A 21,393-nucleotide genomic window follows, 5' to 3' on the forward strand; every position below is an offset into this window, starting at 1 on the left:
GCGGGAGAGGGGCACCCAAACGATGGGCGGAGGGTCGCAGTGCGCGATTGCTTCAACATCAGAGAACCAATATGAAAGACTTCAAGAACTTCATCAACGGCGAGTGGGTCGGCACCGCGCGGACCTTCGAGAACCGCAACCCCGCCGATAACAGCCTGATCGGCCACGTGCACGAGGCCGGCAAGGCCGAGGTCGACGCCGCGGTGCAGGTCGCGCGCCGTGCGCTGCAGGGGCCGTGGGGCCGCATGACGGTGGCGCAGCGGGTCGAGCTGCTGCACGCGGTGGCCGACGGCATCAACCGCCGCTTCGACGAATTCGTGCAGGCGGAGATCGCCGATACCGGCAAGCCGTTCGGGCTGGCCAGCCATATCGACATCCCGCGCGGCGCGGCCAACTTCAAGGTTTTTGCCGACCTGATCCGCAACGTGCCGACCGAAAGCTTTGCCATGGACACGCCCGACGGCGGCAAGGCCATCAACTATGCGGTGCGCAGCCCGCGCGGCGTGATCGGCGTGGTGTGCCCGTGGAACCTGCCGCTGCTGCTGATGACGTGGAAGGTCGGGCCGGCGCTGGCCTGCGGCAATACGGTGGTGGTCAAGCCCTCGGAGGAGACCCCCGCCACCGCGACGCTGCTGGGCGAGGTGATGAACGAGGCCGGCGTGCCGCCGGGCGTCTACAACGTGGTGCATGGTTTCGGCCCGGATTCGGCCGGCGCGCTCCTGACCGCGCACCCGCAGGTCAACGGCATTACCTTCACCGGCGAGACCCGCACCGGCGAGGCCATCATGAAGGCCGCGGCCAACGGCGTGCGGCCGGTGTCGTTCGAGCTGGGCGGCAAGAACGCGGGCATCGTGTTCGCCGATGCGGACTTCGACAAGGCCGTGGCCGGCATCACGCGCTCGGCGTTCGAGAACAGCGGCCAGGTGTGCCTGGGCACCGAGCGGGTCTACGTGCAGCGGCCGATCTTTGCGCGCTTTGTTGCCGCGCTGAAGGCGAAGGCCGAGGGGCTGAAGCTGGGACACCCCACCGACGCGGGCGTGACCATGGGGCCGCTGGTGTCGCATGAGCATCGCGACAAGGTGCTGTCGTACTACCGCAAGGCCGCCGAGGCCGGCGCCACCGTGGTCACCGGGGGTGGCGTGCCGCAGATGCCGGGGGCGCTGGCCGAAGGCGCCTGGGTGCAGCCCACCATCTGGACAGGCCTGCCGGAAAGCGCCGCCGTGATCCGCGAGGAGATCTTCGGGCCCTGCTGCCATATCGCCCCGTTCGACACCGAAGAGGAAGTCATCGCGCTGGCCAACGACACCCCGTACGGACTGGCCGCCACGGTCTGGACCGGCGACCTTGGCACCGCGCACCGCATGGGTAGCACGCTGGAGGTGGGCATCTGCTGGATCAATGCCTGGTTCCTGCGCGACCTGCGCACGGCTTTTGGCGGCGCGAAGCAATCCGGCATCGGCCGCGAGGGCGGCGTCCATTCGCTCGAGTTCTACACCGAGCTGCGCAACGTCTGCGTCAAACTGTGAGGCCCACCATGCAGAGCGAACTTATCCGCGAGATCGGCGCCGGCCTGCACCAGGCGCTTGCCACCAGGCGCCCGGTGGCGCCGCTGACCGAGTCCTGGCCGGACCTGAGCATCGACGACGCCTACCGCATCCAGTTGGCCATGGTGCAGCACCGGCTCGACGCCGGCGAGCGCGTGGTCGGCAAGAAGATCGGCGTGACCAGCCGCGTGGTGATGGACATGCTCGACGTGCGCCAGCCAGATTTTGGCCACCTGCTGTCCGGCATGGTCTACCCCGACGGCGCGGCGATTCCCGCCGACACCCTGATCGCGCCCAAGGCCGAAGGCGAGGTTGCCTTCGTGCTGAAGGAAGACCTGGAGGGGCCGGGTGTGACCAATGCCGACGTGCTGCGCGCCACCGCCTACGTGCTGCCTTGCTTCGAGATCGTCGATTCGCGCATCCGCGACTGGAAGATCCGCATCCAGGACACGGTGGCTGACAACGCTTCGTCAGGCGTTTTCGTGCTGGGCGACGCCGCAGTGGACCCGCGCAGCGTGGACCTGGGCACGGTCGGCATGACGCTGGAGAAGAACGGCGAGATCGTCGCCACCGGCGCCGGCGCGGCCGCGCTCGGGCATCCCGTCAATGCAGTGGCATGGCTGGCCAATACGCTTGGCCGGCTGGGCATTGGCCTGAAGCGGGGCGAGGTGATCCTGTCCGGCTCTCTTGCCGCGATGGTGCCCGTAACCGCCGGCGACCGGCTGCGCATCAGCCTGGGCGGCATCGGCTCGGCCGGCGTGCGCTTCGTCTGAGCCCGACCCTTTTTCCAACTCAGCGCAGGACAAGCCATGAACCTGACACAAGACACCATTGCCCGGCTCGCCGGGCACCTGGAGAACGCCGAACTGCAGCGCGAGGCGGTGCGCAAGATTACCGATGAATACCCGGACATGGACTGGGACGACGCCTACGCCATCCAGGACGCCATCCGCGCGCGCAAGGAGGCGCGCGGCACCCGTATCGCCGGGCTCAAGATGGGCCTGACTTCGTTCGCCAAGATGCGCCAGATGGGCGTGAGCGACCCGGTGTACGGCTTCCTTACCGACTACGGCGCCTGCATGGACGGCGCCGCCATCGATACCGGCACGCTGATCCACCCCAAGGTGGAAGCCGAGATCGCCTTCGTGCTGAAGGCGCCGCTCAAGGGGCCGGGCTGCCATATCGGCGACGTGCTGGCAGCCACCGATTTCGTGGTGCCGGCGGTGGAGGTGATCGACTCGCGCTACGAGAACTTCCGCTTCGACCTGAAGAGCGTGATTGCCGACAACACCTCGTCGGCGCGCTTCGTCGTGGGCGGCACGCACCGCGGCGCCGAGGGGCTGGACCTGAAGAACCTGGGCGTGGTGCTGGAGAAGAACGGCGAGGTGGTGGCCACCGCGGCCGGCGCGGCGGTGCTGGGGCATCCGGCCAACAGCGTCGCCATGCTTGCCAACATGCTGGGCGCGCGCGGGCGCGAGCTGCCGGCCGGCACTTTCATCATGACCGGCGGCGTGACCGAGGCCATCGCGGTGGCGGCCGGCGACAACATCACCGTCCGGTACCAGCATCTGGGCACCGTGTCGATGCACTTCACCTGAACCACGGGCCAAGGAGACACACCATGCCAATCATGCAGGTCTTCCTGATCGAAGGCCGTACCGAAGAACAGAAGGCGCGCCTGATCCGCGCGCTGACCGATGCTGCGGTCGAGGCGGTGGGCGCGCCGGTGGAAACCGTGCGCGTGATGATCACCGAGGTGCCGAAGACGCAGTTCGGCATCGGCGGCAAGACCGCCAGGGAACTGGGCCGCTGACGCGGCGGGACCATAGCGAAAAGGACAACGACATGGACATGAAAGCAAACGCCAAGCACAAGGTGGCCATCATCGGTTCCGGCAATATCGGCACCGACCTGATGATCAAGGTGATGCGCCACGGGCGGAACCTGGAAATGGGCGCCATGGTGGGCATCGACGCCGCGTCGGACGGACTGGCCCGAGCCGCGCGCCTGGGCGTGCCGACCACGGCCGAGGGCATCGACGGGCTGGTCGGCATGCCGGGCTTCGGCGATATCCGCATCGCCTTCGATGCCACCTCGGCGGGCGCCCATGCGCACCACAACCACGTACTGCGGCAGCACGGCGTGCGCGTGATCGACCTGACGCCGGCGTCGATCGGCCCGTACGTAGTGCCCGTGGTCAACCTGGACCAGCACCTGGACGCCCCCAACATCAATATGGTCACCTGCGGCGGCCAGGCCACCATCCCCATGGTGGCGGCGGTGTCCCGCGTGGCCAAAGTGCACTACGCCGAGATTGTGGCGTCGATCTCGAGCAGGTCGGCCGGGCCCGGCACGCGCGCCAATATCGACGAGTTCACCGAGACCACCAGTCGGGCGCTGTGCTCGGTGGGCGGCGCCGCGCGCGGCAAGGCCATCATCGTGCTCAACCCGGCGGAACCGCCGCTGATGATGCGCGACACAGTCTTCACCTTGTCGGATGACGGTGATGAAGCGGAAATCGCGGCGAGCGTCGAAGCGATGGCGCAGGCAGTACAGGGCTACGTACCGGGTTACCGGCTCAAGCAGCGCGTGCAGTTCGAGCGTATCGCTGCGTCGGCGCCGTTGAATATCCCCGGCCTGGGACCGATGAGCGGGCTCAAGACCTCGATCTTCCTGGAAGTGGAGGGCGCCGCCCATTACCTGCCGGCCTATGCCGGCAACCTCGACATCATGACCAGCGCCGCGCTGGCCTGCGCCGAGCGCCTGGCCGAGACCCGGCTGTCCGCATGAGCCGCAGGGAGACAAACATGACCGCACAACCCACCAAGAAGCTCTACATCTCCGACGTGACGCTGCGCGACGGCAGCCACGCCATCCGCCACCAGTACAGCCTGGACCACGTGCGCCGCATCGCGGCCGCGCTCGACGCCGCGCGCGTGGATTCGATCGAGGTCGCGCACGGCGACGGGCTGTCGGGCTCCAGCTTCAACTACGGCTTTGGCGCCCATACCGACCTGGAATGGATCGCCGCCGTTGCCGAGACCGTGCGCCATGCCCGCGTGGCCACGCTGCTGCTGCCGGGCGTGGGCACCGTGCACGACCTGCGCGCCGCCTATGATGCCGGCGCGCGTGTGGTGCGCGTGGCCACGCACTGTACCGAAGCCGATGTCTCGCGCCAGCACATTGAATATGCGCGCGAACTCGGCATGGACACCGTCGGTTTCCTGATGATGAGCCACATGACCACACCCGCGGCGCTGGCGCAGCAGGCGAAGCTGATGGAAAGCTACGGCGCCCAGTGCGTGTACGTAGTCGATTCCGGCGGCGCGCTGGGAATGCAGGATGTGCGCGAGCGCTTCCGCGCCTTCAAGGACGTGCTCAAGCCCGAAACCCAGACCGGCATGCACGCTCACCACAACCTGAGCCTGGGCGTGGCCAATTCCATCGTCGCCGTGGAAGAGGGCTGCGACCGCATCGACGCCAGCCTGGCCGGCATGGGCGCCGGTGCCGGCAACGCCCCGCTGGAAGTCTTTATCGCCGCCGCCGAACGCCTGGGCTGGCAGCACGGCTGCGACCTGTACACGCTGATGGATGCCGCCGACGACATCGTGCGCCCGCTGCAGGATCGCCCGGTGCGCGTCGACCGCGAGACCCTGGCGCTGGGCTACGCCGGGGTCTATTCCAGCTTCCTGCGCCATGCCGAGGCCGCCGCGGCGCGCTACGGCCTGGGCACGGTCGACATCCTGGTCGAGCTGGGCAGGCGGCGCATGGTGGGCGGGCAGGAAGACATGATCGTGGATGTGGCGCTGGACTTGCTGGCGCGGCGCAGTGCGCAGGCGGGGCAGGGTGTGTCGTCGGCGGCGGTGGCCTGACCGTCGGCAGGCGCGGTCAGGGCGACGCCGGCGCGTCGACGCAGTCTTCTGCCGGTGAGCGAAACTCCACGCGCCAGCCGGGCAACTCCGCGATCTCGAAGGTCCGGCCCTCGGACGGCAGCAGGTGGTAGCGGGGTTGCCCGGTGATGGTCATGAGCAGGTGCCCGGCCGCATCCAGCGCGACCTCGATGCGCTGCACGCTGTGCCGGTACTCGCCGACGCAGCGCGCGCGGAAGTCAGCCGTGGTCGCGTCGCCGCTTGCCATGCGGTGGAAGACGATATCGTCGACCAGCGGTTCCAGCGGTGCCGCAATGCGGTCAATGGTGCCTTCCCGGTTGTAGAGGAAGGTGAGGGCCAGGCTGTCGGGATGGATTTCGGCGGGTTTTTCGGCGGTGCTGAACACATCGTAATGACGATGGGCGAGCTGGCCGGACATGCCGCGCCAGCGCCAGGCGAGTGCTTTGCCATCGGTATCGATGGTGATCTGCCCGTAGGCGGGGTGGGAGTAATCGCCGGCGTAGTCGTGCAGCGGATGGCTGGGAGCGGTGCCGGCGTGTTGCCGCGCCTGTCGTGCCGACTTGTCGACCCGCAGCTGCGCGAGCATTTCCTGGCGCCGGGCGCGCATGCGGCCGAGCCAGTCGATGGGCGCATGGCCGCACAACTGGTCCAGGGCCGCATAGGTCAGCAGCGCGGTCACCGCGCTGGGTGCCCGGTTGGTCAGCACCGCAATGCCGATGCGTCTGGATGGCATCAGCGTCATCAGTGCCGCCCAGCCCAGCCAGCTGCCGCTGTGCGAGACCGTGCGCTCGCCGCGGTATTGCTCGACCGTGAGGCCAAGGCCGTAATGCTGATCGCCGACCTCCGGGAAATCCGACGTGCCGACATGCACGCCTGGCGTCATCATGTCGCGCACGATCGCCGGCGATAGCAGCACACGCCCGCCAGCCTTGCCTTCATCCAGCAGGCAGCGCATCCATTTCGCCAGGTCCTCCACCGAGGTGGCGAGGCCACCGGCCGGTTTCACAATGGAGGACCAGTTCGCACGCAAGCACTCGCTTGCAACCATCGTATGCGGGTGCGCGTGGTCGGCAGCCGCGGCCAGGGCCTCGGCAGAGAAACCGAAGCGTGAGAAGCCCAGCGGCCGCAGCAGGCGTTCCTCGGTGAAGTCCTCCCAGCGTTGGCCGCTGAGGCGCTCGGTCACATGGCCGGCGATCACGTAGCCAAGGTTCTGGTACTGCCAGCGTTCGCGCAGGTCACGGCTGGGCGCCAGGTGGCGCAGCCGTGCCAGTAGCTCGCTGGTGTCAAGGTCACCCGGTGCATGGAGCCAGTCGTGGCGCGGCATGCCGCTGTGGTGGCAGAGCAGGTCGCGCACCGTGATGCGCTCGGTGGTGACGGCATCGTGCAGCCGGAATCCGGGGATGAGGTCGCGCACGGGCGTGCCCCAGTCGAGCCTGCGCTGGTCCACCAGCAAGCCCAGGCCGGCCGCGGTAAATGACTTGGTGATCGAGCACAGCATGAACTGCGTCGCAGCGGTTACCGGCGCGGGCGCGGCGGTATCCCGGATGCCATAGCCGCGCACCCTCACTGGCTCGCCGTCGCGAATCACGGCAAGTGCGAGCCCGGGGATTTTCCACTCCGCCATCGACTCTTCGACCAGCGCTTCGAATCCGTTCAGCATGGGTGTACCTGGGGGCATGGGCTCCGTATGCTGCCATGTCCGGGCGATGCAGTCGTCCCTTGGGGCGCAGGATTGTGCCTTGCCCACAACAACCTCAACGTCGCCAGCCCTGTGTGTGGCGAACTCGTACCTCCACTCCCCACTCTGGTGGGGATCAGTTCCCCTCAGCCGGACCGTTAGCCAGCGCAACAACGAGCACGGATAGCAGACATTCGCGGGGGCACTACCCCTGCCGATCGCGAACGCCGGGCCGACCAGCAGGAACGGGCGCGCAGTGGCATGCAGCTGTGGGGCATGCAAGGGTTGGATCCATAACAAACGAAGCGCATACGTCTTATTGGACGGTGAGGGAGTGATCATGAATTTCACGAATCTGTCTATCCGCACGCGGCTGCTGGCCGGGTTCGGCACGCTGGCGGGCATGGTGCTGGTGGTGTCGGCGTACTCGTTGCATGCACTCGGGGATGCGACAGCCGGATTCAACGACTATCTGAACGGACTGAACGCCCGCGCAGACATGGCCGCGAAAGTGCGCAGGGCGGTGGACCGGCGTGCCGTCGCAGCGCGCAACCTGGTGCTGGTGACCGATGCGGCCGAGCTGGAGCGCGAGAAAGCCGAGGCCTTGCGCGCGCACCAGGACGTGCAGACGCGGCTGGCGCGGCTCAATGAGATGGTGCGCCAGCCCGGTGTCAGCGATGAGGCGCGCGGGCTGGTCGACGAGGTGGCGAAGGTCGAGGCCCAGTATGGGCCGGTCGCCACGGCCATCGTCGGCCTCGCGGCGGAGCGCAAGATCGACGAAGCGGTTTCCCGTATCGACAAGCAATGCCGTCCGCTGCTGGCGGCGCTGATCAAGGCGACCAACGCCTACGCCGAGTTCACCACGGCGCGCCAGAAGGAGATGGAGCGCAGGCTAGAGGCGGACTATGAGCGCCAGCGCAACCTGCTGATCCTGATTTCGCTGGTATCGGCGGCCATCGCTGTGGTTGGCGGCTTGCTGATCACGCGTGCCATCACGCGGCCGATCCAGCGTGCCGTGGAGGTGGCAGACACCGTGGCCGGCGGTGATCTGGGCGCGCGCATCGAGGTAGACCGCCAGGACGAGACCGGCCGCCTGCTGGCGGCGCTGCGCGACATGAATGAGCGCCTCACGGCCACTGTCACCCAGGTGCGCGCAAGCAGCGGCAATATCGCGGTGAGCACCAGCGAGATCGCCAGCGGCAACGCCGACCTGAGCAGCCGCACCGAGGAGCAGGCGGCTTCGCTGGAGGAAACCGCGGCCAGCATGGAAGAACTGACCGAGACCGTGCGCCAGAACACCGAGAATGCCCGCCAGGCCAGCGAGCTGGCGCGCAATGCGGCGGATGTGGCGCAGCGCGGCAGCACCACGGTGCAGCGCGTGGTCGGCACGATGCAGGACATCAGCGCGAGTTCGAGCAAGATCGCGGAGATTACCGGCATCATCGAGGGCATTGCCTTCCAGACCAATATCCTGGCGCTGAACGCGGCGGTGGAAGCCGCGCGCGCCGGCGAGCAGGGCCGCGGCTTTGCCGTGGTGGCCAGCGAGGTGCGCGGGCTGGCCCAGCGCTCGTCGAGCGCGGCCAAGGAGATCAAGGAACTGATCGAGGCCTCGGGGCGCCAGGTGCAGGACGGCTCGTCGCTGGCCACCGAGGCCGGACAGACCATGGTCGAGGTGACCCAGGCAGTGGCGCGCGTGACCGGCATCGTGGAGGAGATTGCCACGGCATCGGCCGAGCAGACCCGCGGCATCGAGCAGGTCAACCAGGCCATCGTGCAGATCGACCAGGTGACGCAGCAGAACGCGTCGCTGGTGAGCGAGGCGGCCAACGCATCGCGCGCGCTGGAAGAGCAGGGCCGCGAGTTGAGCGAGGTGGTGGCGTTCTTCCGCCTGCCGGGCGAAAACGGCGTTTCGCACCTGGCCGCCGATGCCCAGGGCATCCAGCGCCGCGCGGCGCACAGGCTGGCTGCGGTGTAGCGGCACGTTGGGGCGGCGTGGCTGCAAGGTGGCCCCGGGGCGGGTAAACTGGCCGGTCCCAGCCTCCTTGCCACCGCCATGACCGCCCTGCCTATCTCCTTCGACGACGTCGCTGCCGCCCACGAACGCATCCGCGCGGCGGCCCATCGCACCCCGGTGCTGACCTCTGCCACCGCGGACGCGGCCACCGGCGCGCAGCTGTTCTTCAAGGCCGAGAACTTCCAGCGCATCGGCGCCTTCAAGTTCCGCGGCGCCTACAACGCCATCGCCCAGTTCACGCCGCAGCAGAAGGCGGGCGGCGTGCTCGCGTTCTCTTCCGGCAACCATGCGCAGGCGATCGCGCTGTCGGCCCGGTTGCTGGGCGTGCAGGCGGTGATCGTGATGCCGCAGGACGCTCCCGCGATCAAGATCGAAGCCACGCGCGGCTATGGCGCCGAAGTGGTGCTGTACGACCGCTACCAGGATGATCGCGAAGCGCTGGGCCGGCGCATCGCCGCCGAGCGCGGCATGACGCTGATCCCGCCGTATGACCACCCGCATGTGATGGCGGGGCAGGGCACGGCGGCCAAGGAGCTGTTCGAGGAAACCGACCCGCTGGACATGCTGGTGGTGTGCCTGGGCGGCGGCGGGCTGCTGTCGGGCTGCGCGGTGGCGGCCCAGGCGATGTCGCCCGGCTGCGCCGTGTACGGCGTCGAGCCCGAGGCCGGCAACGATGGCCAGCGCAGCCTGCGCAGCGGCGAAATCGTCCGCATCGACACCCCGCGCACCATCGCCGATGGAGCGCAGACGCCGTTCCTGGGCAACCACACCTTTGCCGTGATCCGCGAGCTGGTGACGGACATCGTCACGGTGTCGGATGCCGAACTGGTGGACACCATGAAGTTCTTCGCCGGGCGCATGAAGATCGTGGTCGAGCCCACCGGCTGCCTGGCCGCCGCCGCGGTGCTGCACGGCAAGCTGGATGTGAAGGGCAAGCGCGTGGGGGTCATCATCTCGGGCGGCAATGTCGACCTGGGCGCCTTCGGCAGCTTCCTGCTGGGTTGAGTCGGGCGGCAGGGAATCCTGGACTGGCCCCGGCCGTCTAACCTGCAATCCGCGACGACACAGCCAGGGGCGGCCATGACGGACAAGCGCCACTATGACGTACTGGATACCGGCGCCGGCAAGCCGGTCAAGCTGTGGACGCGCGGCGTCCCGGTGGAAAGCGCTGCGCGCGAGCAATTGCTGAACACGGCACGGATGCCGTTTATCTTCCGCCATCTTGCGGTGATGCCGGATGTACATCTGGGCAAGGGCTCGACCATCGGCTCGGTGATCCCGACCGTGGGCGCGGTGATTCCCGCCGCGGTGGGCGTGGACATCGGCTGCGGCATGATGGCCGTGAAGACCTCGCTCACTGCCGCTGACCTGCCCGACAACCTCGGGCCGCTGCGCAGCGCGATAGAGCACGCCGTGCCGCACGGGCGCACCGCGCAGGGCGGGCGGCGCGACCAGGGTGCCTGGGGCTCGGCGCCGGCGCCTGTCGATGCGGCATGGGCCGAAATGGCGCCGGGCTTTCGCCGCATCACCGACAAGTATCCGCACCTGGCGCGCACCAACCATCGCAACCACCTGGGCACGCTCGGCACCGGCAACCACTTTATCGAGGTGTGCCTGGACGAGGCCCAGTCAGTCTGGTTCATGCTGCACAGCGGCTCGCGCGGCGTCGGCAATGCCATCGGCACGACCTTCATTTCGCTGGCGCAGCAGGACATGCGCAAGCACCTCGCCAACCTGCCGGACCGCGACCTGGCCTACCTGGTCGAGGGCTCCGAGCATTATGAGGATTACATCTTCGCCGTGTCATGGGCCCAGGCCTACGCGCGCCGCAACCGCGAACTGATGATGGAGGCGGTGCTGGCCGCGGCGCAGCGCGTGCTGCGCAGGCCGTTCCAGGCGCGGCTGGAGGCGGTCAACTGCCATCACAACTACGTGCAGAAGGAACACCACTTCGGCGCCGACGTGCTGGTGACGCGCAAGGGCGCGGTCAGTGCGCGCGTGGGCGAACTGGGCATCATCCCGGGATCGATGGGCGCGCGCTCGTTTATCGTGCGCGGCAAGGGCAACCCGGAGTCGTTCTGCTCATGCAGCCACGGCGCGGGCCGAACCATGAGCCGCAGCGAGGCCAAGCGCCGCTTCACCGTGGCCGACCAGGTGCATGCGACCGAGGGAGTCGAATGCCGCAAGGATGCCGCGGTGATCGACGAGATCCCGATGGCGTACAAGGACATCGATGCGGTGATGGCGGCGCAGGCTGACCTGGTGGAGATCGTGCACACGTTGCGGCAGGTGGTGTGCGTGAAGGGGTGAGTGGGGGTGAGCGTTGCCAGGAAGCGACCGTCGGCTTCTGATCCGGCCTGATGGCCAGCTGGCATGCGCCCGGGGCCACCGGATTGTCGCGGCCATCCCGCAGGCACGAACGCGCTCTCACGGGGGCTGGCTTGCGCCCGCGTGGCAACGATGGACTATGGGAAGTCGGGGGATCCGCCTGCTGTGGCCTGGCCGGTGCCCCAGGTGGGTCAGTCGAGGAGCAGATTGATCTTCGTCGCGAATTTCTGCCAGCGATCGATGTCGGAACTCACCAGCTTCTGGAATTCAGCGGGCGTGCTTGTCGTCGTGGCAAAGCCGAGCTGCGTCAGCGATGCCTTGATCTCGGGCTTGGCGATGGCCCTGGCGATTTCCGTGTTCAGCCTTTGCACGATCTCGGGCGGCGTATTTGCCGGGGCGAGGATGCCGAACCACTGGTCGACGTCATAGCCGGCCACGCCAAGCTCGCTCACGGTGGGTACGTCGGGCAGGAACGGTGAGCGCGCCTTCGAGGTGACGGCGAGCGCGCGCAGCTTGTTGCTTTTCAGGTAGGGGATGGTGTTGGTCAGCGTGTTGATGCTGACATCGGCCTGGTTGCCGAGCACGTCGGCGATGGCGGGGGCGCAACCCTTGTACGGCACATGCAGCATATCCATCTTTGCCGAGACCTTCAGCAATTCGCCGGCCAGATGCTGCGGGGTGCCGTTGCCGCACGACGCATAGCTGGGGGGTGAGCCGCTCTTGCCCGCCGCCAGCAGGTCGTTGAAGTTGCGGAGCTTCGAATGCGATGGCACGGCGATTACCGATGGCACCGAAGCGAAGGTGATGACGGCGCTGAAGTCGGACTTGGGATTGAACTGCAGCTTCTTGAAGACGCTCGGGTTGATGGCAAAGCTGCTGTTGACGATGAGCAGCGTATAGCCGTCGGCAGGGCTCTTGGCGACGAACTCCGCGCCAATATTGCCGCTGGCGCCGGGCCGGTTGTCGACGACCACGGGCTGCCCCAGCGACTTGCTGAGGTCATTCCCGATCAGGCGCGCAAGGGAATCGGTCCCCCCTCCGGCCGGGAACGTTACCACCACGCGGATCGGCTTTTGCGGGAAGGTACTGGCGATATTGGCTTCGGCGCGCCCGGGCAGGGTGCCCAGGCTGCCTGCGACAAACAGGAGCGATGCCAGACTGCTGACGACGGATAGGGGTCTCATTGATATGCCTCGTCGGTTAGGGTGAAGGAAGCGGAAAAGCTGGTCAATCGGGGTCTATACGCACCGCCTGGCAGCACTCGCCGCCAGCGCGCGCCAGTGCCGCAGCCGCCTCAAGCGCTTCAGCGGAGCCGGCGTGGATACGGTAGAGGGGTTGCCCTGGCGCTACCTTTGCACCGATCGCGCACAGCATGTCGACGCCTGCACCGCCATCGCGCGGCGCCCCGGCGGCGCGCGCCACGCCGGAAATCTGCAGGCCATCGACGCCCGTCACCCGGCCCCGCATGGCGGCGGGCACGACCTGCGTATGCGTACCCGGCGCCACTGGATCGGGGCGAACGCCCTGCGCGGCGGCGATGCGATCGAACGCGGCCTTGGCCTTGCCTTCATGCAGCAGCACGGCCGCAATTTGCATGCCGTGTTCGGGCGAGTCCACGCGGGGATCGAATGCGATGATTTCGCCGGCAAAGCGCAGGGCTTTTTCACGCAGGTCGGCGGGTGCATCGGGAGCGTTGTCGAGCACGAGTCGGACGTCGCGCACTTCCAGCGCGGGGCCGATGCCGCGCCCGATCGGGCGGCTGCCGTCCGTGACCAGTGCGCGTACGTGCAGGCCCAGTCCCTTGCCGACGTGTTCGAACAGCGCGCCCAGCGCCTCGGCATCGGCGCGCGTTGCCAGCTTGGTTTGCGGCCCGTAGGGCAGGTCGACGATGACGTGGGTGGCGCCGGCGGTGTACTTCTTCGACAGGATCGACGCCACGGACCAGCGCCGCGAATCCAGCCGCAGCGGCCGCGTGATGGCGTTCATCACATCGTCGACCACCGAATGGTTCAGCCGTCCGTTCCACGCGATGCAGGCGCGCGCCTGGGCCACGCATCGACGCACGTCTTCATGCGCCAGGTCGACCCGTGCGATGGTCTCCATGGCATCGGCGGTGCCGGCGGCAGAGGTGATCGCGCGCGACGATGTCTTGGGCATCGCCAGCCCGTAGGCCGCGACGATCGGCACCACGATCAGCGTGATGCGGCTGCCGGGAACGCCCCCCATCGAATGCTTGTCGACGACTACCGGTTCGTCCCAGTCGATGCGGGGTGTGAAGGCGGTACGCGCGCGTGCCAGTGCCACCACTTCCTCTTCTGTGAGCGTGCGGGTTGCGGCAACGAGGAACTCGGTCAGCTCTGCCTCGGTGTACCGTCCGGCGATCGCGTCCTGAAGCACGGCAACGTAGGCAGCTTCGTCGAGCGGCTCGCCGCGCAGCTTGACCATCAGGTTGGTGCGGCTGGCCGGCCGTTCGGCGGCGGATGCCCTGGTGCCGTTGCGCAAGGCTTCGACAAAGCGTGCCGTGCCCGCTTCCAGCGTGCTGTCGTTCGACACCGTGATACACGGGACGTGTGGCGGTACCGGTGCCCCCGCGCGTGCCACGCGGCTGGCAACCTGGTCGCCCGATTCCCGCCCGCGCGCGGCAATGCGCCGGGCAAGCACGTCACGTGGTGCCGTTACCAGGACCACCACGAAACGGGGCAAGCGAGCCGCAAGTTCCGCGATGACGCCGCGCGAGCCATTGGCCACGACGTTGCGACCGCGTTCGAGCTCGCACATCAGGGATCTCGGCAATCCGTAGCGCAGGTCGTGCGCGTCCCAGGTCACCAGGAACTCTCCGCTTTGCTGGCGCCGCACGAACTCGGTTTCCGAGACACCCTCGTGCTCCTCGCCAGCAGAGCCGTCGGGACGCGTAATAACGCGCCGCGCAAAAACGTAATCGTCATCGAGCGCGGCACGTGCACCGTCGATCAGGGAGTCCTTGCCAGCGCCACTGGGCCCCACAACAAAGAAGAATGTGCCGGTCGCCTTCATGAGAATTACCTTAGATGTCGAAGTTATGTGGCTATGCTAGCACCGGCCAAGGGGGTGTCAAGATAAGTTCGATGTCTAAGGTAATGCAAGCAACGGGCCAGCGCCCGCAAATCCAGTGTGTACGCGGGATTCGCGGACTTATAGGGGAAAACACGGGGAACCGGGGGCGCGGTGACGGTGCCCCATGCATGGGTTGCGGGCATCGTGCACTGATGAAGTGAACGCTACATGGAGAGGCGTTGCGATGAGGTGGTGGTGTCGGCGTGCGAGCGCCGGAGGCGCTATCATGTGCGCTGTCGCTGGCACCGGGTCGTCCGGTGCCACATGCATACGCTCTACTTTCCCTCACAACTATGGCCACAAGAAAGCCGGATGCTCCCGTCCCGATCACGCCTGCGGATGAAGCCGATGAAGAACGGCTTGCCCACCTGGTGAAGGATGCCGCCCGGGCCTATATCCGGGCGCTGCAGCTGCGCCTGGCGGAACATTCGGTCTCGTATGGGCACTGGACGATCCTGCGCATCCTGTGGCGCCATGACGGCGTGTCGCAGCGAGAGCTGAGTGAACGGGCCGGCGTGACCGAGCCGACGACGTTTGCGGCAGTCAAGGCGCTGGAGGCGCTGGGCTACGTGGAACGCACGCACCTTCCCGGCAACAAGAAGAAGGTGCATGTGTTCCTGAGCAAGACCGGACGCGCGCTGCGCCGCAAGCTTGAACCGCTGGCGACCGAGGTGAATGAACTCAGCGTGGAAGGTGTGAGCGAAGAAGACGTGCTGACCACGCGCCGCGTGCTGATTACGATAGCGAAGCGGCTGGTCGCCGACGAAGTCGCGTCGGCAGAACATGGGCGGCGGGTCCCGTCCACACAGGAGGTAGGGCGCCTGCTCTCGGATCTGTAGACGACCCGCAACGGAAAAGACCCTCGCCGGGCGAGACCGGAAAGGGTGAATGCCTTGGGTAGAAGGCGTGAATCGGTCAGGGGGCCCTGGGCCCCGCAGGTGTCAGGCTTCGTCGAGTCCGATATCCACGGCAGGGGCAGACTGGGTGATCTTGCTCGTGGAGATGTAGTCCACGCCCGTTTCCGCCACGGCCCGGATCGTTTCCAGGCGGATGCCGCCTGACGCCTCGACCTTGGTCCGGCCATTGACGATCTGCACGGCTTCCTTCATGTCGGGCACCGACATGTTGTCCAGCATGATCACGTCGACACCGGCTGCCAGGGCTTCATGCACCTGTTCCAGCCGGTCGCATTCCACTTCCAGCTTGGTCAGCACGGGCAGCTTGCGGCGCACGCGTGCCACGGCGGCAGCGATACTGCCGCACACGGCGATGTGGTTGTCCTTGATCATCACGCCGTTGTCCAGGCTCAGCCGGTGGTTCAGTCCGCCGCCACAGGTCACCGCGTGCTTTTCCAGCGCGCGCAGGCCCGGCGTGGTCTTGCGGCTGTCGATCAGGCGCGCCTTGGTATGGGCGATGGCCTGGGCATAGGTTGCCGTATGGTTGGCGATGCCGCACAGCCGCTGCATGATGTTCAGCGCGGTGCGCTCGGCCGTCAGGACGCTGCGTGCATTGCCGCTCACGTTAAGCAGCACCGCGCCTTTCTCAACCTTGTCGCCGTCGGCGACGCGCACATCGACCGAAAGCGTCGGATCGTAGCGCGCGAAGATGCGTGCCGCCACGTCGATGCCGGCGATAAGCATCGGCTCGCGGGCGTTCATGCAGAAGGTGCCGGTCTCTCCCGGTTCAATCATGGTCTGGACGGTCAAGTCGCAGATGCCAATGTCTTCGGTCAGCCAGAGGTCGATCAGCTTGTCCGTGGCGAAAATGTCGTACATGAAGGGCTCCTGAACGGTGGTTGCGGTACTTCAGTAATCTTAGAGATCGAATTACATGACGCAATACTAGCCCTTCCATGCGCCATGTCAAGTAATATTCGAGATCTAAGATAAAACGCAAGCCTACCGCGCAAACTGCCCCAGCACCGTCCCGATTGCCTCCAGCCCCGCCTCGATCATGTGCTGCATGTAGGTGCCCATCTGCGGCATCACCAGCATCAGCACCAGCAGCCCGCCTGACAGCGTGACCGGGAAGCCGACCGCAAAGATCGACAGTTGCGGCGAGGCGCGGTTCAGGATGCCCATCGCCAGGTTCAGCGTCAGCAGCGCGGCGATCATCGGCAGCGCCAGCAGCAGGGCGGCGGAGAACACCATGCCGCCGGCGCGGGCCACGGCCATGGCGCCGCCGGCGGACAGCGGCGTGCCGCCGATGGGCAGGCCGTTGAAGCTGTCGACCAGCGTGCCCAGCATCAGCAGGTGGCCGTCCAGCGCCAGGAACAGCAGCATTGCGATCAGGTTCAGGAAGCGCGACAGCACCATGGTCTGGCCGCCGGCGGCGCGGTCGAAGAACGAGGCAAAGGACAGGCCCATCTGCAGGCCGATGATCTCGCCGGCCTGCTGCACGGTGGCAAAGACCAGCCGCATGGCGAAGCCGGTGGCCAGGCCGATGCCGACTTCGTTGAGGATGATCATCAGCCCGCCGAAGGAGTACACCGTCATCACCGGCAACTGCGCGATGGTGGGCGACACCACCATCGCGATCACGGCGGACAGCGCGATCTTGACGCGGCGCGGGATGGTGGATTCACTGAACAGCGGCGCGGTGCCGATCAGGGCCAGGATGCGGAAGAAGGGCCACAGGAACGCCGCGAGCCAGCTGTAGAGCTGGGCTGAGGTGAATTCGACCACGGCGGGGAGTCAGCGGGCAGGGGGGGGCGGTGGGGGCGACGAGGGCGAGCGCGGCCGCAGTCAGTGCGCCAGCGCGGGAATGCTCTGGAACACCTCGCGCATGTAGTCGACCATGGCATTGATCATCCACGGCCCGGCCAGCACCATGGTGGCGAACAGCGCAATCAGCTTGGGGATGAAGCTCAGCGTCATCTCGTTGATCTGTGTCGCGGCCTGGAACAGGCTGACCACCAGGCCGGCGGCCAGCGCCACCAGCAGCAACGGGGCGGCCAGCAGCAGGGTCATCTTCATCGCCTGGGTGGCGATGGTCATTACGGTCTCGGGTGTCATGGCTCGGACTCTGCGGTGTGTGGCGGGCGCTGGGGCCGCCTCAGTTCATGAAGCTCTGCGCCAGCGAACCCAGCAGCAGTTGCCAGCCGTCGACCAGCACGAACAGCATCAGCTTGAACGGCAGCGAGATCGTGGCCGGCGGCACCATCATCATCCCCATTGCCATCAGCACGCTGGCAACGACCAGGTCGATGATCAGGAACGGGATGAAGATGGTGAAGCCGATCTGGAACGCGGTCTTCAGCTCGCTGGTGACGAAGGCCGGCACCAGGATGCTGAGCGGCACTTCCTCGGGGCCCTGCATCTCTGGGGCCTTGGCCATCTGCGCGAACATGGCCAGGTCTTTCTCGCGGGTCTGGCGCAGCATGAAGGCCTTGAGCGGCTCCGCGGCCTTGGCCGCGGCGGCCTCCAGGCTGATCTTGTTTTCCGACAGCGGCTTGTAGGCGTCGTTGTAGACGCGGTCGAACACCGGCGCCATCACGAAGAAGGTCAGGAACAGCGACAGGCCCACCAGCACCTGGTTGGGCGGCGAGGTGGCGGTGCCCAGCGCGCTGCGCAGCAGGCCCAGCACGATGATGATGCGGGTGAAGCCGGTCATCATCAGCATTGCCGCGGGCAGGAACGACAGCGAGGTCAGCAGCACCAGCGTCTGCACCGGCAGCGACCAGATCTGGCCGCCACCCGGGGCGGGCTTGCTGATAACGCCGGGCAGTGCCTGGGCCCAGGCCGGCGCGGGCGCGAATGCCAGTACGGCGGTGGCCAGCATCAGCGCCAGCAGGGCAAGCATCGGGAAGCCGCGCGCGGCCGCAGTGTCGCGCGCGGCGCGGGCATGGCGCCGCAACGCGGCACTCGGGAAATTCATGACTTGAAGTGATCCTGCATCGAACGCAGCAGCTTTTCGGCAAAGGTGCCGCCACCGGGCTGTTGCGAGGGGCCTGCACCGCCGCTGGCGGCGAGGGGATGGGCTGCGGTGGTGCCCGCAGGCAGGGTATGCAGCGGCCGGATCTCGCCAGGGCTCACGCCCAGCACCAGCCAGGTATCACCCACTTCCACCAGCACCAGGCGCTGGCGTGCGCCAAGCATGGTGCTGCCGACCACCTTCATCGCGCCACCGGTGGCGTGACGCACCAGGCCGGCACGCCGGGCCACCCAGGCCATGCCCAGGATCAGCGCGACAATGGCGAACAGCCCCAGCCCGGCCTGCGCCAGGCTGGCCGCGCCGCTGATGGCGGGCACATGCGTGCCATCGGCGGCCATGGCGGCCCCCGGCAGCGCCGCAAGCACGGCCAGGCTGGCGCGCGTCTGCATGATCATTTGTTCAGCTTCCGGATGCGTTCGGACGGCGTGATGATGTCCGTCAGGCGGATGCCGAACTTGTCGTTCACCACCACTACCTCGCCCTGCGCGATCAGGTAGCCGTTGACCAGCACGTCCATCGGCTCGCCGGCCAGGCCGTCCAGCTCCACCACCGAGCCCTGCGCCAGCTGCAGCAGGTTCTTGATGGGCACCTTGGTGCGGCCCAGTTCCACGGTCAGCTGCACCGGGATATCAAGAATCATCTCGATATCGTTGCGGAAGCCGCTCGGCGCTTCCTTCGCCAGCGGCTGGAAGACGGTGGCGGCGGCCGGGGTGGCCGCGGGTGGGGCCGCTGGTGCGGCAGCTGCGGGGATTCCGGCGGATGTGGCGCTGGTCTGCTCGGCCAGCGCGCTGGCCCAGTCGTCCATCGGATCGACGGGCTTGTCCTCGATGCCGTCACTCATAATCGCTGTCCTCGGTGTCCAGGTGGGAATCGCCGTCCTGGTGATTGATCATTCGTTCTACCCGCAGCGCGTACTGGCCGTTCATCGTGCCGAAGCCGCATTGCATGACGGGCACGCCGTCCACCTTGCCGAACACCTTCTCCGGCAGCTCGATCGGCAGCACGTCGCCGGCGCGCATCGCCAGCACTTCAGCCACGGTGCTCTGCAGGTGCGCGAACTCGGCCACCAGCTCCACCTCGGCCGCGCGCAGCTGCGTGGACAGTTGCGTGACCCAGCCCTTGTCGACTTCCTTCTCGTCCTGCAGCGGATTCATCAGCAGGTCCTTGAGCGGCTCGATCATCGCGTACGGCAGGCAGACATGAAGCTGCCCGCCGACGGCGCCCAGTTCGATATGGAAGGCGGTGGTCACCACGGCCTCGTTGTGGGTGGCGACGTTGGCAAACTTGGGGTGCATCTCCGAGCGGATGTACTCGGTCTCGATCGGGTGCACCGTGCGCCAGGCGTTGCCGTAGCTGGCCAGCGTCAGCTCCAGCATGCGCTGGATGATGCGCTGCTCGGTCTGGGTGAAGTCGCGGCCTTCCACGCGGGTGTGGAAGCGGCCGTCGCCGCCGAACAGGTTGTCCACCACCAGAAACACCAGGTTCGGGTCGTAGACGAACAGTGCCGTGCCGCGCAGCGGCTTCAGGTGGACCAGGTTCAGGTTGGTCGGCATCGGCAGGTTGCGCGCGAAATCGCCGAATTTCTCGATCCTGATGCTGCCCACGGTGATGTCCGCGCCGCGGCGGATGAAATTGAACAGCGCCGTGCGCATCGAGCGCGCAAAGCGCTCGTTGATGATCTCCAGCGTGTGCAGGCGGCCGCGGATGATGCGTTCCTGCGTGGCCAGGTTGTAGGGGCGCACCCCGCCCTCGTCGAGCGCAGGCTCGCTGGCCTTGGGCGTATCGGCTTCGCCGGATACGCCCTTGAGCAGCTCGTCGACCTCGTCTTGCGAGAGGAACTTGTCGTAGGCCATCTAGTGTCCTGCCCCTTGTGCGGCGTTATGGATGAATCCGGTGCGGCCCTGGCTTGCGCTTACTGCACCACGAAAGAGGTGAAGAGCACGTCCAGCACCCGCTGCGCCGGCAGGCCGTTGGCAAACGGCTTGCTGATGGTGTCGCGGATATCGTCGGCCAGCTTGCGCTTGCCTTCGACGGTGGCCAGGTCGGCAGGCTGCCTGGCCGACAGCAGCAGCAGGATGCGGCTGCGTGCCTCTGGCAGGTACTGGGCCAGGCGTGCCTGGGTCTCGGCATCTGCCACCTTCAGCGACAGGCCGGTGTGCAGGAAGCGGTCGCCGTCGTCGCTGCGCAGGTTGACGGTGAACGCGTCCAGCGGCACGAAGATCGGCGGCGGTACGACCGGCGCGGCGGGCGCAGCGGGCGCCGCCGGCTGGCGGTTGCTCAGCACGCTGCCCAGCACGAAGCCTCCGGCGCCCAGTACCACCACCAGCACGCCGGCGCCGATCAGCAGCAGCCGGCCGCGCTTGCCTGTGTTGCCAGTCCGGGGAGGAGAAGCCGTGTTCGCCATGAGAAGCCTGTATCGGAATGCCTGCCATTCTTCCGGAATCGCAGGCCAGCAAAGGGCCGAAAAAAAGGGGGAAACCCTTTCAGCTTGGCCATTTGAGCGGAAAGGGGGCAGGCACGGCTACGCGAGCGGGCGCCGTTTGGGTTGCGCGCCTGCAGGCTGGTTAACGCTTGTTGAGGAGGGAACTTGAGTGTTGGTGTTTTGGTGGGGGGATTGGCGGGGATAGGGGGTGGCACTGCGGTTGGGTGTCGTTCTTGGCGGGCGTGGGCTGTTTCGCCGGCGTAGCCGGCGAGTCACTTTCTGTCCGAGCGACAGAAAGTGACCAAAGAACGCGTCGCCTATGCGGCTGGCAATCCATTCCTCGCCGTTGGTAGTTCGGGCGGCGGTGATTTCCGTTCGATGTGGGTGCCCGTTCGAGCCTGCTACGCCATGTGAGTCAGGGACAGTGCCTGCGTTAACCCACTATTGAACGATCCCCATGCAGGGCGTAGGCCGCCTGCTGCCGACCGTAT

Annotated in this window: 21 protein-coding genes; 10 read left to right on the top strand and 11 right to left on the bottom strand. The window is 67.0% G+C overall.

What is annotated here, in order from left to right; translation table 11 throughout:
* Positions 1-71 precede the first annotated feature (71 nt).
* The 6 genes from A3A5_RS0126820 to dmpG are packed head-to-tail and all read left to right on the top strand — an operon-like array spanning position 72 to position 5,416.
* Entirely contained in the window at positions 72-1,526 is a 1,455-nt protein-coding gene (locus A3A5_RS0126820) for a 2-hydroxymuconic semialdehyde dehydrogenase (protein WP_018313557.1), read from the top strand.
* A gap of 8 nt (positions 1,527-1,534) precedes the next feature.
* Positions 1,535-2,317 (top strand): 2-oxopent-4-enoate hydratase, encoded by a 783-nt coding sequence (dmpE, locus tag A3A5_RS0126825; protein WP_018313558.1) that lies wholly within the window; start codon positions 1,535-1,537, stop codon positions 2,315-2,317.
* A gap of 36 nt (positions 2,318-2,353) precedes the next feature.
* Complete coding sequence (dmpH, locus tag A3A5_RS0126830; RefSeq protein WP_018313559.1) at positions 2,354-3,142, top strand: 2-oxo-3-hexenedioate decarboxylase; 789 nt, start codon at positions 2,354-2,356, stop codon at positions 3,140-3,142.
* The gene (locus tag A3A5_RS0126835) at positions 3,139-3,357 is read left to right on the top strand and encodes a 2-hydroxymuconate tautomerase (protein ID WP_255343542.1); all 219 of its coding nucleotides are present in this window, start codon (positions 3,139-3,141) and stop codon (positions 3,355-3,357) included. The genes dmpH and A3A5_RS0126835 overlap by 4 nt, the downstream gene beginning before the upstream one ends.
* Positions 3,358-3,389: 32 nt before the next feature.
* Positions 3,390-4,334, top strand: a complete 945-nt coding sequence (locus A3A5_RS0126840; protein ID WP_018313561.1) for an acetaldehyde dehydrogenase (acetylating) — start codon at positions 3,390-3,392, stop codon at positions 4,332-4,334.
* Positions 4,335-4,351: 17 nt separating this feature from the next.
* Positions 4,352-5,416 carry a 4-hydroxy-2-oxovalerate aldolase gene (gene dmpG, locus A3A5_RS0126845; RefSeq protein WP_018313562.1) on the top strand — a complete coding sequence of 355 codons (1,065 nt, stop codon included), beginning with the start codon at positions 4,352-4,354 and terminating at the stop codon, positions 5,414-5,416.
* A 16-nt stretch (positions 5,417-5,432) separates the two neighbouring features.
* Here dmpG and A3A5_RS0126850 read toward each other — a convergent pair whose 3' ends face one another.
* The gene (locus tag A3A5_RS0126850) at positions 5,433-7,094 is read right to left on the bottom strand and encodes a serine hydrolase (protein ID WP_018313563.1); all 1,662 of its coding nucleotides are present in this window, start codon (positions 7,092-7,094) and stop codon (positions 5,433-5,435) included.
* A gap of 358 nt (positions 7,095-7,452) precedes the next feature.
* On the opposite strand from A3A5_RS0126850, the gene A3A5_RS0126855 reads away from it, so the two are divergent.
* The 3 genes from A3A5_RS0126855 (at position 7,453) to A3A5_RS0126865 (ending at position 11,436) form a co-directional block, all read left to right on the top strand.
* Positions 7,453-9,087 (top strand): methyl-accepting chemotaxis protein, encoded by a 1,635-nt coding sequence (locus tag A3A5_RS0126855; protein WP_018313564.1) that lies wholly within the window; start codon positions 7,453-7,455, stop codon positions 9,085-9,087.
* Positions 9,088-9,165: 78 nt separating this feature from the next.
* The gene (locus A3A5_RS0126860; RefSeq protein ID WP_018313565.1) at positions 9,166-10,131 is read left to right on the top strand and encodes a threo-3-hydroxy-L-aspartate ammonia-lyase; all 966 of its coding nucleotides are present in this window, start codon (positions 9,166-9,168) and stop codon (positions 10,129-10,131) included.
* Positions 10,132-10,206: 75 nt separating this feature from the next.
* Entirely contained in the window at positions 10,207-11,436 is a 1,230-nt protein-coding gene (locus tag A3A5_RS0126865) for an RtcB family protein (protein ID WP_018313566.1), read from the top strand.
* Between the two features lie 209 nt (positions 11,437-11,645).
* On the opposite strand, the gene A3A5_RS0126870 is transcribed toward A3A5_RS0126865, so the two are convergent.
* Both A3A5_RS0126870 and phnN read right to left on the bottom strand, forming a co-directional pair.
* A complete protein-coding gene (locus A3A5_RS0126870; protein ID WP_018313567.1) occupies positions 11,646-12,638 on the bottom strand; it encodes a tripartite tricarboxylate transporter substrate binding protein in 993 nt (330 codons plus the stop codon).
* A 43-nt stretch (positions 12,639-12,681) separates the two neighbouring features.
* Positions 12,682-14,487 carry a phosphonate metabolism protein/1,5-bisphosphokinase (PRPP-forming) PhnN gene (phnN, locus tag A3A5_RS0126875; protein ID WP_018313568.1) on the bottom strand — a complete coding sequence of 602 codons (1,806 nt, stop codon included), beginning with the start codon at positions 14,485-14,487 and terminating at the stop codon, positions 12,682-12,684.
* Positions 14,488-14,840: 353 nt separating this feature from the next.
* On the opposite strand from phnN, the gene A3A5_RS0126880 reads away from it, so the two are divergent.
* Positions 14,841-15,386, top strand: a complete 546-nt coding sequence (locus A3A5_RS0126880; protein WP_018313569.1) for a MarR family winged helix-turn-helix transcriptional regulator — start codon at positions 14,841-14,843, stop codon at positions 15,384-15,386.
* 102 nt (positions 15,387-15,488) lie between these two features.
* On the opposite strand, the gene nadC is transcribed toward A3A5_RS0126880, so the two are convergent.
* The 8 genes from nadC to fliL form a co-directional block, all read right to left on the bottom strand.
* A complete protein-coding gene (nadC, locus tag A3A5_RS0126885; RefSeq protein WP_018313570.1) occupies positions 15,489-16,322 on the bottom strand; it encodes a carboxylating nicotinate-nucleotide diphosphorylase in 834 nt (277 codons plus the stop codon).
* Between the two features lie 123 nt (positions 16,323-16,445).
* Positions 16,446-17,231 (bottom strand): flagellar biosynthetic protein FliR, encoded by a 786-nt coding sequence (gene fliR / locus A3A5_RS0126890; protein ID WP_018313571.1) that lies wholly within the window; start codon positions 17,229-17,231, stop codon positions 16,446-16,448.
* 60 nt (positions 17,232-17,291) lie between these two features.
* Positions 17,292-17,561 (bottom strand): flagellar biosynthesis protein FliQ, encoded by a 270-nt coding sequence (gene fliQ, locus A3A5_RS0126895; protein ID WP_012355210.1) that lies wholly within the window; start codon positions 17,559-17,561, stop codon positions 17,292-17,294.
* A 40-nt stretch (positions 17,562-17,601) separates the two neighbouring features.
* On the bottom strand, positions 17,602-18,348 hold the full coding sequence (gene fliP / locus A3A5_RS0126900; RefSeq protein WP_198293179.1) for a flagellar type III secretion system pore protein FliP: 747 nt from the start codon (positions 18,346-18,348) through the stop codon (positions 17,602-17,604).
* A gap of 71 nt (positions 18,349-18,419) precedes the next feature.
* Positions 18,420-18,875, bottom strand: a complete 456-nt coding sequence (gene fliO / locus A3A5_RS0126905; RefSeq protein WP_018313574.1) for a flagellar biosynthetic protein FliO — start codon at positions 18,873-18,875, stop codon at positions 18,420-18,422.
* A complete protein-coding gene (fliN, locus tag A3A5_RS0126910) occupies positions 18,872-19,321 on the bottom strand; it encodes a flagellar motor switch protein FliN (protein WP_018313575.1) in 450 nt (149 codons plus the stop codon). The genes fliO and fliN overlap by 4 nt, the downstream gene beginning before the upstream one ends.
* Positions 19,314-20,333, bottom strand: a complete 1,020-nt coding sequence (fliM, locus tag A3A5_RS0126915; RefSeq protein ID WP_010810394.1) for a flagellar motor switch protein FliM — start codon at positions 20,331-20,333, stop codon at positions 19,314-19,316. Before fliM ends, fliN begins: the two co-directional genes overlap by 8 nt.
* 59 nt (positions 20,334-20,392) lie before the next feature.
* Complete coding sequence (fliL, locus tag A3A5_RS0126920) at positions 20,393-20,884, bottom strand: flagellar basal body-associated protein FliL (protein ID WP_018313576.1); 492 nt, start codon at positions 20,882-20,884, stop codon at positions 20,393-20,395.
* Positions 20,885-21,393 lie beyond the last annotated feature (509 nt).

This window comes from Cupriavidus sp. UYPR2.512 (assembly GCF_000379565.1).
Classification (GTDB): Bacteria; Pseudomonadota; Gammaproteobacteria; order Burkholderiales; family Burkholderiaceae; genus Cupriavidus.